Source organism: Klebsiella sp. HN106, from assembly GCF_051209435.1.
Taxonomy (GTDB): Bacteria; Pseudomonadota; Gammaproteobacteria; order Enterobacterales; family Enterobacteriaceae; genus Klebsiella; species Klebsiella oxytoca.
Genome location: NZ_JBLURD010000004.1, coordinates 266,677 through 280,369, shown reverse-complemented (window position 1 = coordinate 280,369; position 13,693 = coordinate 266,677). Strand labels below are relative to the sequence as shown.

12 protein-coding genes are annotated in these 13,693 nt (G+C 55.0%); 2 read left to right on the top strand and 10 right to left on the bottom strand.

The window, feature by feature from the left end; translation table 11 throughout:
- Positions 1–9: 9 nt before the first annotated feature.
- The 10 genes from nuoI to ACSIPU_RS13950 form a co-directional block, all read right to left on the bottom strand.
- On the bottom strand, positions 10–552 hold the full coding sequence (gene nuoI / locus ACSIPU_RS13995) for an NADH-quinone oxidoreductase subunit NuoI (RefSeq protein WP_004104066.1): 543 nt from the start codon (positions 550–552) through the stop codon (positions 10–12).
- A gap of 14 nt (positions 553–566) precedes the next feature.
- Positions 567–1,544, bottom strand: a complete 978-nt coding sequence (gene nuoH, locus ACSIPU_RS13990; protein WP_004104068.1) for an NADH-quinone oxidoreductase subunit NuoH — start codon at positions 1,542–1,544, stop codon at positions 567–569.
- Entirely contained in the window at positions 1,541–4,267 is a 2,727-nt protein-coding gene (nuoG, locus tag ACSIPU_RS13985) for an NADH-quinone oxidoreductase subunit NuoG (protein WP_023329882.1), read from the bottom strand. Before nuoG ends, nuoH begins: the two co-directional genes overlap by 4 nt.
- 155 nt (positions 4,268–4,422) lie before the next feature.
- Positions 4,423–5,760 carry an NADH-quinone oxidoreductase subunit NuoF gene (gene nuoF, locus ACSIPU_RS13980; RefSeq protein WP_004104072.1) on the bottom strand — a complete coding sequence of 446 codons (1,338 nt, stop codon included), beginning with the start codon at positions 5,758–5,760 and terminating at the stop codon, positions 4,423–4,425.
- The gene (nuoE, locus tag ACSIPU_RS13975) at positions 5,757–6,257 is read right to left on the bottom strand and encodes an NADH-quinone oxidoreductase subunit NuoE (protein WP_004104075.1); all 501 of its coding nucleotides are present in this window, start codon (positions 6,255–6,257) and stop codon (positions 5,757–5,759) included. The genes nuoF and nuoE overlap by 4 nt, the downstream gene beginning before the upstream one ends.
- A 2-nt stretch (positions 6,258–6,259) precedes the next feature.
- Entirely contained in the window at positions 6,260–8,068 is a 1,809-nt protein-coding gene (gene nuoC, locus ACSIPU_RS13970; protein WP_004104077.1) for an NADH-quinone oxidoreductase subunit C/D, read from the bottom strand.
- Positions 8,069–8,154: 86 nt separating this feature from the next.
- Complete coding sequence (gene nuoB / locus ACSIPU_RS13965; protein WP_002913178.1) at positions 8,155–8,829, bottom strand: NADH-quinone oxidoreductase subunit NuoB; 675 nt, start codon at positions 8,827–8,829, stop codon at positions 8,155–8,157.
- 15 nt (positions 8,830–8,844) lie between these two features.
- A complete protein-coding gene (gene nuoA, locus ACSIPU_RS13960; protein ID WP_004104081.1) occupies positions 8,845–9,291 on the bottom strand; it encodes an NADH-quinone oxidoreductase subunit NuoA in 447 nt (148 codons plus the stop codon).
- Between the two features lie 390 nt (positions 9,292–9,681).
- The gene (locus ACSIPU_RS13955) at positions 9,682–9,897 is read right to left on the bottom strand and encodes a hypothetical protein (RefSeq protein WP_101836956.1); all 216 of its coding nucleotides are present in this window, start codon (positions 9,895–9,897) and stop codon (positions 9,682–9,684) included.
- A 46-nt stretch (positions 9,898–9,943) separates the two neighbouring features.
- Positions 9,944–10,870, bottom strand: coding sequence for a LysR family transcriptional regulator (locus tag ACSIPU_RS13950; RefSeq protein WP_004104083.1), 927 nt, complete (start codon positions 10,868–10,870; stop codon positions 9,944–9,946).
- An 890-nt stretch (positions 10,871–11,760) separates the two neighbouring features.
- On the opposite strand from ACSIPU_RS13950, the gene alaA reads away from it, so the two are divergent.
- Together alaA and yfbR are read left to right on the top strand one after the other, a co-directional pair.
- Positions 11,761–12,978: an alanine transaminase AlaA gene (gene alaA / locus ACSIPU_RS13945; protein WP_004104085.1), complete on the top strand. Its 1,218-nt coding sequence runs from the start codon at positions 11,761–11,763 to the stop codon at positions 12,976–12,978.
- Between the two features lie 87 nt (positions 12,979–13,065).
- Positions 13,066–13,665 (top strand): 5'-deoxynucleotidase, encoded by a 600-nt coding sequence (yfbR, locus tag ACSIPU_RS13940; RefSeq protein WP_004104086.1) that lies wholly within the window; start codon positions 13,066–13,068, stop codon positions 13,663–13,665.
- The last annotated feature ends 28 nt before the right edge of the window (positions 13,666–13,693 follow it).

The window sequence follows — 13,693 nt, the reverse complement described above, 5'->3', positions numbered from 1 at the left end:
GCCCTCTCCTTACGGTAACAGGCTCTTGACGTCGATAGGCTTAGCTTCGTTCTCTGCTTCGCCCTTATCTTTGCCGTCGATTGCCATACCCGCCATCCGGTAGAAGTTATATTCCGGGTATTTACCCGGACCGGAAATCAGCAGATCCTCTTTTTCGTACACCAGATCCTGACGTTTGTATTCGCCCAGCTCAAAGTCCGGGGTCAACTGAATCGCCGTCGTCGGGCATGCTTCTTCGCACAGACCGCAGAAAATGCAGCGTGAGAAGTTGATGCGGAAAAACTCCGGATACCAGCGGCCGTCTTTAGTTTCGGCTTTTTGCAGAGAGATACAGCCTACCGGACAAGCTACCGCACACAGGTTACAGGCAACGCAGCGCTCCTCGCCGTCCGGATCGCGCGTCAGCACGATGCGGCCACGGTAGCGCGGCGGCAGATATACCGGCTCTTCCGGGTACATCCGAGTTTCACGTTTGGCAAAGGCGTGCATCCCGATCATGCAGATACTGCGGACCTGGGTGCCAAACCCTACCAATAATTCTTTTAAGGTCATGGTCAATTCACCCCTTATTGCGCCTGCCAGAGAATGACAGCCGCCGTTACCAACAAGTTGATCAGCGTTAACGGCAGGCATACCTTCCAGCCGAAGGACATTACCTGGTCATAGCGCGGACGCGGTAATGATGCGCGGATCAAAATGAACATCATCATAAAGAACGCGGTTTTCAGCGCGAACCAGATGAAAGGAGGTAACCATGGGCCATTCCAGCCGCCGAAGAACAGCGTCACGATCAGCGCCGATACGGTAACAATCCCGATATATTCACCGACGAAGAACAGACCGAACTTCATGCCGGAGTATTCGATGTGGTAACCGTCAGCCAGCTCCTGTTCCGCTTCCGGTTGGTCAAACGGGTGACGGTGACATACCGCCACGCCCGCAATCGCAAAGGTCACGAAACCAAAGAACTGCGGGATGACGTTCCACAGATGCGCCTGGTTATTGACGATATCGGTCATGTTGAATGAACCGGCCTGCGCCACTACGCCCATCAGGGAAAGGCCGAGGAACACTTCGTAGCTCAGGGTCTGGGCAGAAGCACGCATCGCGCCAAGCAGCGAGTATTTGTTGTTGCTCGACCAGCCGGCGAACAGCACCGCATAGACCGCCAGGCCCGCCATCATCAGGAAGAACAGGATACCGATGTTCAGATCGGCCACCACCCACGTCGGGCTGACCGGCACGATGGCGAAGGCCAGCAGCAGCGAAGTAAAGGCGATCACCGGCGCCAGAGTAAAGATCACACGATCCGAGAAGCGCGGAACCCAGTCCTCTTTAAAGAACATTTTGATCATGTCGGCGACAAGCTGCAGCGAACCGCCCCAGCCCACGCGGTTAGGTCCGTAACGGTTCTGGAACAGGCCCAGCAGACGACGTTCGCCAAAGCTCATAAACGCGCCGCAGGTGACCACCACCAGTAGAATCACTACCGCCTTAAGGATGCCTAACAGAATGTCGATGAGATCGGGAGTTAACCAACTCATGCTTTCGCCTCCTGCAGAGTATCAATACGCGCTCCGGTCAGCACCGGCGCAATCCCTGGCAAGCCCATCGGTAAGCCAACCTGCCCTGCCGTCAGCCCCGCCGAGATTACCAGCGGCAGGCTAAGCGCCTGGCCATCAACGCTGAAGGAAACCATCGCCCCTTCGTTCACGCCAAGCTTCGCGGCATCTGCCGGGTTGAGCTTAACGTACGGCTGCGGCATGCGGCTCTGGAATACCGGAGCACGCTGCGACAGCTCGTCGCTGCCGAACAGATGATAGTAAGGCGCGATACGCCATTTCCCTTCTTCAGCCTGGAAGCTTGCCGGTACCGTGGTAAAGTACTCAAGACCGCTGGCGGAGGCTTCAATCAGACGCACGCCCGGATCGCCGTGGCGCAGTTTACCGCCCACTTCATCCTGGAACTTGTTCCACGCCTGAGGGGAGTTCCAGCCCGGAGCCCAGGCAAACGGAATTTGCGAACGCGGCGCGGACGGCTGGTTGTTCCCTTCCATAGAAAAGGCGAACATGGTGTCTTTATCCTGCGGCTGACGCGGTTCATGCACGCTGATGTTGGCGCGCATCGCCGTACGTCCGCTGTAGCGGTGCGGTTCACGAGCCAGCTTCTGACCGCGAATGCGGAAGGTCGCATCCGGCGCGGCGTCTTTGATCCCGGCCAGCTGCGGCAGGGCGGCAATGGCGGCGTCAATCACGTGGTCCAGCTGCGTCCAGTCAACCTGACGATTGTTCACTGTGCTGTGCAACGAGTGCAGCCAGCGCCAGCTTTCCAGCATCACGGTTTTCGCATCGTAATAGGCCGGGTCGTAAACCTGGAAGAAGCGCTGGGCGCGACCTTCGTTGTTGACCACGGTGCCATCGCTTTCCGCAAAGCTTGCCGCGGAGAGCACCAGATGCGCTTTTTCCATAATCGCCGTACGCTGATGGTCAACCACCAGCACCAGCGGCGCTTTCGCCAGCGCCGCATCTACGCGGGCGGCTGAAGCGTGGCGGTGCAGATCGTTTTCCAGCACGATAACCGCATCGGCTGCGCCGGTTTCCAGTTCACTCAGCGCCTCTTCAAGCGAGCCGCCGCCGATCATCCCGAGACCAACGCTATTCACTGCCCGGGCGACCATGGTCACGCCAACATCGGCGCCGCGGCCTTTCAGGGCTTTCGCCACGTTCGCTGCAGCCTGAATCACCTCGATGCTGCCGGCGTTAGTTCCGGAAACAATCAGCGGTTTTTTCGCTCCGGCTAACGCCTGAACGATCACCTCGATTTTGCCTTTCAGCTCGCTGCTCAGACCTTCGACCGCCGGCGCGCTATCGTCCAGCGCGTGGGCAATGGCGAAGCCAAGACGCGCCTGATCTTCCACCGGCGCGCGATAGGTCCATGCCGCAATGTCATCAAGACGGGTGTCGTCGATGTTGGTCACGAACAGCGGATGCTTCGCACGCTGGCCGATGTTAAGGATCGCGGCGATCTGCCAGTCGGCGACCTTCTGCGCCGCCGCCATTTCGCGCGCTTTGCCTTTCACCGCCTGACGCACCGCCAGCGCGATACGCGCGCCGGTCTGGGTAATATCTTCACCGAGGATCAGCACCGCATCGTAAGATTCGATCTCGCGCAGCGCCGGGGTATGAATACCGCCTTCGCGCAGCACTTTCAGCATCATCTGCAGGCGTTCCTGTTCGCCCTTCGCGATGCCGGTATAGAAGTTGTCGGCGCCGACCAGCTCACGCAGCGCAAAGTTGCTTTCAATGCTGGCGCGCGGGGAGCCGATACCAATCACTTTCTTCGACTGGCGCAGAATATCTGCCGCCCCCTGCATCGCCTGCTCGGCGTTAAGGGTAATCAGATCGTCGCCGCGACGCTGAACCGGCTGACGCGGGCGATCTTTCAGATTCACATAGCCGTAGCCAAAACGTCCGCGGTCGCAGAGGAAGTAACGGTTAACGGTACCGTTATAGCGGTTTTCGATACGACGCAGTTCGCCGTAGCGCTCGCCGGGGCTGATGTTACAGCCGATGGAACACTGCTGGCAGATGCTTGGTGCAAACTGCATATCCCATTTACGGTTATAGCGCTCGGAGTGTGTTTTATCGGTAAAGACGCCGGTCGGACAGACTTCAACCAGGTTGCCGGAGAATTCGCTCTCCAGCACGCCGTCTTCCGGGCGACCGAAGTAGACGTTATCGTGAGCGCCATAGACGCCCAGGTCGGTACCGTCGGCATAGTCTTTATAGTAGCGAACGCAGCGGTAGCAGGCGATGCAGCGGTTCATTTCGTGGGAGATGAACGGCCCCAGATCCTGGTTACGGTGGGTACGCTTGGTAAAGCGGTAGCGACGGAAGCTATGACCGGTCATCACGGTCATATCCTGTAAGTGACAGTTGCCGCCCTCTTCGCACACCGGACAGTCGTGCGGGTGGTTGGTCATCAGCCACTCAACTACGCTTTCGCGAAACTGCTTCGCTTCTGCGTCGTCGATAGAAATAAAAGTGCCGTCGGATGCCGGAGTCATACAGGACATCACCAGGCGGCCACGCGTGTCTTCCGCGTTCTGATATTGCTTCACCGCACACTGGCGGCAAGCACCAACGCTTCCCAGCGCCGGATGCCAGCAAAAGTAAGGAATATCAAGACCCAGAGAGAGACAAGCTTCTAACAGGTTGTCCGCTCCGTTGACCTCGTACTCTTTGCCGTCTACATGAATCGTAGCCATTAGCGTGCTTCCAAAGTAAAAAAATCTTTTCCACTTCTTCATTCAGGCGGCCTCTGCGTTGGCTGCCTTCGTTCACCCCGGTCACTTACTGTAGTAAGTCCTGGGGGTTCACTCAGTTGCCGCCTTGATGCAACCTGAATGATCTTGTGGATACATTACCAGCGCGTCTTAAGCAGGTTCGGCTGAATCCCGTTGATTGCATGGGTATTGCTGAACTGCTGTTTAATGCCAGCTTCGAATTCTTCGCGGAAATATTTAATCGCGCTCTGTAGCGGCTCAACCGCACCCGGCGCGTGCGCGCAGAAGGTTTTACCCGGTCCGAGGAATCGACACAGTTGCTCAAGCGTCTCGATATCCCCCGGCTGCCCTTCGCCGCGCTCGAGAGCGCGCAGAATTTTCACGCTCCACGGCAGACCGTCGCGGCAAGGCGTGCACCAGCCGCAGGACTCGCGGGCGAAAAACTCTTCGAGGTTGCGCACCAGCGATACCATGTTGATCTCGTGGTCAACGGCCATCGCCAGCGACGTCCCCAGGCGGCTTCCCGCTTTACCGATGCTTTCGAACTCCATCGGCAGGTCAAGATGCGCTTCAGTCAGGAAGTCGGTACCCGCGCCGCCCGGCTGCCAGGCCTTGAACTTCAGGCCATCGCGCATGCCGCCGGCGTAATCTTCGAGGATCTCGCGCGCGGTGGTGCCGAACGGCAGCTCCCAGACGCCCGGATTTTTCACCCGCCCGGAGAAGCCCATCAGCTTGGTGCCAGCATCTTTACTGGTGGAAATGTTCTGATACCACTCAACGCCGTTAGCCAGAATCGCCGGCACGTTGCACAGGGTCTCAACGTTGTTAACGCAGGTCGGTTTGCCCCATACGCCGGAGCTGGCCGGGAACGGCGGCTTCGAGCGCGGGTTCGCGCGGCGGCCTTCGAGAGAGTTAATCAACGCGGTTTCTTCGCCGCAAATATAGCGCCCTGCCCCGGTATGGACGAACAGCTCGAAGTCAAAACCGGTGCCGAGTATGTTTTTGCCGAGCAGGCCCGCTTCGGTCGCTTCGGCAATCGCCCGGCGCAGATGCTGAGCCGCTTCAACATATTCTCCGCGCAGGAAGATGTAGCCGCGGTAAGCTTTCAGCGCAAAAGCGGAGATCAGCATACCCTCCACCAGCAGGTGCGGCAGCTGCTCCATCAGCAGGCGGTCTTTATAGGTACCCGGCTCCATTTCATCTGCGTTACACAGCAGATAACGGATGTTCATGGATTCGTCTTTCGGCATCAGGCTCCACTTCAAACCGGTGGAAAAGCCCGCGCCGCCGCGCCCTTTCAGGCCAGCGTCTTTTACCGCCGTGACGATTTCATCCGGCGCCATCCCGGAGAGCGCTTTACGCGCCCCGGCGTAGCCATTTTTGCTCTGGTATTCATCCAGCCATACCGGCTGCTTGTCGTCGCGCAGCCGCCAGGTCAGCGGATGGGTTTCGGCAGTACGAATAATGGTTTTCATTTATACCGCTCCAGGAGGTCAGGAATCGCTTCCGGCGTCAGATAACTGTGAGTGTCCTCATCAATCATCATCGTCGGCCCCTTGTCGCAGTTGCCCAGACAGCAGGTCGGCAGCAGAGTGAAGCGGCCATCAAAGGTCGTTTGACCCGGTTTGATATCCAGCTTCTTCTCGATCGCCGACTGAATGCCCTGGAACCCGGTAATATGGCACACCACGCTATCGCAGTAGCGAATGACGTGACGCCCTACCGGCTGGCGGAAAATCTGGCTATAGAACGTCGCCACGCCTTCTACGTCGCTGGCCGGGATCCCCAGCACATCGGCGATAGCGTAGATTGCGCCGTCCGGCACCCAGCCGCGCTGCTTCTGAACGATCTTCAGCGCTTCAATGGACGCCGCACGCGGGTCTTCGTAGTGGTGCTTCTCGTGCTCAATCGCCTCACGCTCTGCCGCACTCAGCTCAAAAGCCTCGGTTTGTGGTTGTTGATTCTCGTGCATAATTAGCGGTCCACGTCTGACATAACAAAATCGATACTACCCAGATAGACAATCAGGTCAGAGACCAGACTGCCGCGAATGGCGGCCGGGATCTGCTGCAGGTGCGCGAAGCTCGGCGTACGCACGCGGGTACGGTAGCTCATGGTGCTGCCGTCGCTGGTCAGGTAGTAACTGTTAATACCCTTCGTCGCTTCAATCATCTGGAAGGATTCCTGCGCCGGCATCACCGGGCCCCAGGAAACCTGCAGGAAGTGCGTAATCAGGGTTTCGATATGCTGCAGCGTGCGCTCTTTCGGCGGCGGCGTCGTGAGCGGGTGATCCGCCTTGAACGGGCCTTCCGGCATGTTATCGAGGCACTGCTGAAGAATGCGCAGGCTCTGGCGCAGCTCTTCCACTTTCAGCATCACGCGGGTGTAGCAGTCGGAGACGCCACCGCCGGTCGGGATCTCAAAGTCGAAGTTTTCATAGCCAGAATAGGGACGCCATTTACGTACGTCGAAGCCGATGCCGGTGGCGCGCAGGCCCGCGCCGGTGGTGCCCCACTCCAGCGCTTCTTTCGCATTATAGGCGGCAACCCCTTTCGAACGACCGATCAGGATAGTGTTGCGTAGCGCGGCTTTCTCATAGGAATCCAGACGCTTCGGCATCCACTCGAGGAATTCGCGCAGCAGGCGATCCCAGCCGCGAGGCAGGTCGTGCGCGACGCCGCCGATGCGGAACCAGGCCGGGTGCATACGGAAACCGGTAATCGCCTCCACCAGATCGTAGATCTTCTGGCGGTCGGTAAAGGCAAAGAATACCGGCGTCATCGCCCCGACGTCCTGGATAAAGGTGGAGATGTACAGCAGATGGCTGTTGATGCGGAACAGCTCGGAGAGCATCACGCGGATCACGTTGACGCGGTCCGGCACGGTAATACCCGCCAGTTTTTCTACCGCCAGTACGTACGGCATTTCGTTAACGCAGCCGCCAAGATATTCAATACGGTCGGTATAAGGAATGTAGCTATGCCAGGACTGGCGTTCGCCCATCTTCTCCGCGCCGCGGTGGTGGTAACCGATATCGGGCACGCAGTCGATAATCTCTTCGCCATCGAGCTGCAGAATAATACGGAACGCACCGTGCGCTGAAGGGTGGTTCGGGCCGAGGTTAAGGAACATGAAGTCCTCGTTTTCGGTCCCGCGCTTCATGCCCCACTCTTCCGGTTTGAAGGTCAGCGCTTCCATTTCCAGATCCTGTTTGGCTTTGGTCAGCTCAAACGGGTCAAATTCGGTGGCGCGCGCCGGATAGTCTTTACGCAGCGGATGGCCTTCCCATGTCGGCGGCATCATGATGCGCCTGAGGTTCGGGTGGCCGTCGAAGGTCACGCCAAACATCTCCCAGGTTTCACGCTCATACCAGTTAGCGTTAGGGAACAGTTTGGTGAAGGTCGGCAGATGCAGATCGTTTTCAGACAAGGCAACCTTGAGCATGATGTCGCGGTTGCGGTCTATTGAAATCAGGTGATAGAAAACGGAAAAATCCGCGGCGGGTAAACCGTCGCGGTGCGTGCGCAGACGTTCGTCCATGCCGTGCAGGTCGAACAGCATCACGTAAGGCTTCGGCAATTTCTTCAGGAAATCACCCACCTCAAGCAACTGTTCGCGCTTAACCCAAACCACCGGAACGCCGGTGCGGGTAGGCTGAACGGTAAAGGCATCCGGCCCAAAACGGTTGCGCAGTTCGCCGATCACCGGGTCATCAAGGTGATCGCGGGTTTGCCAGGCTGGTGCGGCGTCATGCGCGGTTAAATCGGTCATATTGTTCACCATTGCAAAAGGTCCGTGGTGACTGCTGGCGAGGCTTCGCGCTGTAGTAGATTGATTTGCGAAGTTTTTATCCCGCCCGCAGGCGCAAGTTAAATCTCGTCCGGAGTCCGCAGATTGGTCACTGCAATACGCTCGCCGCGTTTACGCTCGCGTTCCGACTGCATATTGGCGCGGTACACGCCCTGATCGCCTACCACCCACGAGAGCGGACGGCGTTCTTTACCAATGGATTCCTGCAGCAGCATCAGCGCCTGCATGTAAGCTTCCGGACGCGGTGGACAGCCCGGGATGTAAACATCGACCGGAATAAACTTATCCACGCCCTGGACGACGGAGTAAATATCGTACATTCCGCCGGAGTTGGCGCATGCGCCCATCGAGATAACCCACTTCGGCTCCAGCATCTGGTCATAAAGACGCTGAATGACCGGCGCCATTTTGGTGAAGCAGGTCCCCGCAACCACCATCAGGTCAGCCTGACGCGGGGAGGCACGTAATACTTCTGCACCAAAGCGCGCAACGTCATGCACCGCGGTGAATGACGTCACCATTTCCACGTAGCAGCAAGAAAGGCCAAAGTTATAAGGCCAGATTGAGTTCTTACGGCCCCAGTTCACCATGTCATGCAAGGCGTGTTCGAGTTTCCCCATATACACGCTTTTATTGACTTCTTGCTCCAGGGGGTCGGTTACGATCTCCTGTTTTTGCAGGGGGTAACGGTCGTTCTCACCGTTAGGATCGATGCGGGTGAGCGTATAATCCATCTTATTGCCTCGCTTTTACTGCGTATGACGGTTAGTGGGACTGTCTGTTTCCGGGTTAACCAGCGTGCGACGGGAGCGCGCAGGCGTCCAGTCCAGTGCGCCGATACGAACGAGGTAAACCAGACCAGCCAGTAGCACTAAAATGAAAATTGCGGCTTCCACAAAGCCGACCCAGCCGCTTTCACGGATAGAGGCCGACCATGCGTAGAGATACAGGGCTTCCACGTCGAAAATCACGAAGAACATGGCTACCAGATAAAACTTCGCAGAAAGACGTAAGCGAGCCGAACCGACGGAGTCGATCCCGGATTCAAACGGCGTGTTCTTGCTACGCGCGCGCGCGCGTCCGCCAAGATACCAGCCGCCGACGAGCATCAGGCAGCACAGGCCGATAGCGATGATGAGAAATATAGCGAATGCCCAATGATGAGCGATGACTTCAGTGGATGTTGACATACGCATTGCTTAACCAAAAAAGTGTAGCGCTAAAACCCTCTGCTCTTACTGGCAGATGAACGCCACAGCGTTTCACGGGGAGGAATAAAAAAAAATGCCGTGCAAAAAAGCGTCCCTGGGTGATGTGGAAGGCCAGTTGCGGTGGCTTTTTACTCCTTTCATTAACCTTTTGTCAACTTTAACAAAAGTTTTCACAACATTAATTTACATTGGATTTTTTTCATTAACATTAAATGCCCTTTCATGCGGAATAACCTTGCATACTGTTCGGCTTTAGTGTTGTTGAATCGTGTCCGTTTCCGCCGTAAATCAAAATTACCCGTCTATTTTGACAGGATTCAGACACGATTCCTCCCCCTAAGGAGGGGTATTTTCTTGATCTGCGACACGCTTTTGTTAATTCAACCAAGAAAACAGCAACAAACCAGATGGTTTTTTAACATTAGCAGGAAGTATTGAAAGTGCAGAGAAAAGTGGAGAAATGAGAGGAAGAGCAGAACTAAGCCACTGATTTACATGCAAAGAAATCAACAAAACATTTAATTCATCAATAAAATTTGAAAAAAACGAACCACAGTGGCGATTTTGCAGGTCTGTGGTTCGTTTTTGCACTTACATTTTGTTACCAGTTTTTGTGATGTTTGTTAGCTTTTTCCCTTCAGGAAACAAGGGAATTATCTCCCCCTTCAGGGGTATAAATGCGCTGGCTAGACCATGGCTGGTACTCCGTGCTCAATGACTGGAAAATCGCCTGAGTGAGCTCGCTTGCCTTCTGAGGGTTACAGTTCAACATGTAGTGGGTATCCGGCAGCACCGGTAACCCGTCGCTTCTGCCCGGCACGCGAAACTCCGGGCTCATCATCTCTACCGGCTGCGCGGTTACGCCAAGTCCGGCTTTCACCGCCGCTTTGACCCCAGCCATTGATGACGCCGTATGGGACAGATGCCAGGGAACCCGGGCAACATCGAGTACCGTAGTGATATCTTCGCGAAACGGATCTGCGGCATCCAGCAATACAAGCGGGACCGACTCGCCCTGCGGGAGAACGTAATCCGCCGCGCAGTACCACAGGGTTGGCGAAGTGCGTAGCGTCAGCATTTCCGAACCCTTCGTTGGTCGGGTCGTTAGCGCGAGATCGATCGCCCCATTGTTCAGCATATCTACTATATCGGGATGATTGAGGACTTTAATTTCAAGGGTCAGCTTGGGATAAAAACTGCCGATCCGATTTAATAAGAACGGTAAAATGGTATCCGCTGTCTCATCAGAAGCACCCACTGTCAGCGTCCCCTGGAGGCTGCCGAACATGAGCGACATACAGGCTTCATCGTTAAAACGCAGAATCTTCCGCGCATAGCCTAACAGCTGAATACCCTGTTCTGTCAGGAGTTTATTGCGCCCGTGGCGAGCAAAAAGTTCTTTGCCGACCAACTGCTCCAGCCGCTGCATCTGCTGGCTTACCGCTGACTGAGTCCGGCACACCGCAACGGCGGCAGCGGCAAATGTACTGAGATCGGCGACGGCAACAAAGGTTCTCAAGAGGTCGAGGTCTAAATTTAGTATCGAACGATTTTCATTTATCATATTTGCTTCACTTTCAGGCGGCTAATGCTTACCTGCCTTGTTGATGCTGTGCTCCAGGCTTCCGGCTAATCCTTCAGCTTCGCGTTATCCGCCAGGAGAGAGGCGAAAGAACAACTGGACGAACGTTATTGCATTAGAAAGCACTCATCCGCAGCAAATGTGCGGAATTTCTGAGTAATATTTTGTTCGTAGGCCTAAGCGCTTTTAATTACGACGCGCTGGCTTTTTGTGATGTGACGCAAAAAAACAGCCAGCGATGGCCATCTTCGGCATCCTCACGGGCGACAAACTTGCCATAGCCCTCAGGAAGATAACAAAAACCTGCAATAACAATGTATTAATAAAAAGACTAGCTACCGGGTATAGCTCTACGTCCGTATTAACGGCGATATTCTAACCGAAAACCACAATATTTATAAGAGTTAATCAGTATTAACTCAGCTAATTTTAAACGCTTTTCAGAACCTTAATTAAATTAACAAATCTAAGAATATTCCTTATGTAAAATAAAGCTCATTTATCGATTAAATACTTTCATTAAAAATAGCGCGTCAAGTTGTTACAACCTGCTGTGTATTGTGAAATAAACGTTCTCATTTAAGAGACGCTTTATTGCGCAAAAAATAATCCGCTCATCCTCCAGGCAGAAAAAACCATATAAACGTTCACAAAAACACGACATCACACAATATAAGACCAATTATAAAACCAGAGAAGGCATAATGTATAAACAAAATCGCCTGACGCCAGGGAAATTGATTAAACCAAAAAAACATGAATAGCAAAATCTTCTCCTGTTAACCCTTCAAAACAGCGGGGATGCGGAGTACATTGTTCCGTGCTGACTTCCACGGCAGGGAGTGGCGATAACAGCTAAAAGGTCAAGGTTCATGTCCCCCATCGAAAAATCCAGCAAGTTAGATAACGTCTGTTACGACATCCGCGGCCCGGTTCTGAAAGAGGCGAAACGCCTTGAAGAAGAAGGCAATAAAGTCCTGAAGCTGAACATCGGCAACCCAGCGCCGTTCGGCTTTGACGCACCTGACGAAATCCTCGTTGACGTCATCCGCAATCTCCCCACCTCCCAGGGCTATAGCGATTCAAAAGGTCTTTATTCCGCGCGTAAGGCCATCATGCAGCACTATCAGGCCCGCGGTATGCGCGATGTGACGGTCGAAGACATCTATATCGGTAACGGCGTTTCCGAGCTTATCGTCCAGGCCATGCAGGCCCTGCTGAACAGCGGTGATGAAATGCTGGTTCCGGCGCCGGATTATCCGCTCTGGACCGCCGCAGTCGCGCTTTCCAGCGGTAAAGCGGTGCATTATCTTTGCGATGAATCGTCCGACTGGTTCCCGGATCTCGACGATATTCGCGCCAAAATCACCCCGCGCACCCGCGGCATTGTGATTATCAACCCGAATAACCCAACCGGGGCGGTATACTCAAAAGAGCTGCTGATGGAGATCGTTGAGATCGCCCGGCAGAATAACCTGATTATTTTCGCCGACGAGATCTACGATAAGATCCTCTACGATGATGCGCAGCACCATTCTATAGCCCCGCTGGCCCCGGATCTGCTCACCGTAACCTTTAATGGTCTGTCAAAAACCTACCGCGTCGCCGGCTTCCGCCAGGGCTGGATGGTGCTTAACGGCCCGAAGAAACACGCTAAAGGCTACATCGAAGGCCTGGAGATGCTGGCTTCCATGCGCCTGTGCGCCAACGTTCCGGCCCAGCATGCAATTCAAACGGCCCTCGGCGGTTATCAGAGCATCAGCGAGTTTATCGTTCCCGGCGGCCGTTTATATGAACAGCGTAATCGCGCCTGGGAGCTGATTAACGAAATCCCCGGCGTCTCGTGCACTAAGCCGAAAGGCGCGCTGTATATGTTCCCGAAAATCGACGCTAAACGCTTTAATATTCACGATGACCAAAAAATGGTGCTCGATTTTCTGCTGCAGGAGAAAGTCCTGCTGGTTCAGGGAACCGCCTTTAACTGGCCGTGGCCGGATCACGTACGTATCGTGACCCTCCCGCGCGAAGACGATCTTGAAATGGCGATTACCCGCTTCGGACGCTTCCTTTCCGGCTACCACCAGCTCTGATTAAGCCTGTCCAGCCGCCGGTATTTGCATCCGGCGGCGATCCCTGCGCACAATGGCACCCGACGTCGTAACTGATTAAGGGTTCCTATGAGTCAGAGTCATTTCTTTGCCCACCTCTCCCGCCTGAAACTGATCAACCGCTGGCCGCTGATGCGCAATGTCCGCACAGAAAACGTCTCCGAACACAGCTTACAGGTCGCCATGGTTGCCCATGCGCTGGCGGCGATTAAAAATCGCAAATTTGGCGGCCAGGTTAACGCTGAGCGAATCGCGCTGCTGGCGATGTATCATGATGCTTCGGAAGTGCTGACCGGCGATCTGCCGACGCCGGTGAAGTATTTCAATTCGCAAATTGCGCAAGAGTACAAAGCCATCGAGAAAATCGCCCAGCAGAAGCTGGTCGATATGGTTCCTGACGAGCTGCGCGATATTTTTGCGCCACTCATTGACGAACATCACTATAGCGAAGAGGAAAAATCCATTGTCAAACAGGCCGATGCGCTTTGCGCCTACCTGAAGTGTCTGGAAGAGCTATCGGCGGGTAACAATGAATTTCTGCTGGCCAAGGGCCGCCTGGAGAAAACGCTGGAATCGCGCCGCAGTCCAGAGATGGACTACTTTATGCGGGTATTTGTACCGAGCTTCCATCTTTCCCTTGATGAAATTAGCCAGGATTCGCCTTTATAAATCACTTCCCGGCCGGCGCGCGCCTGAC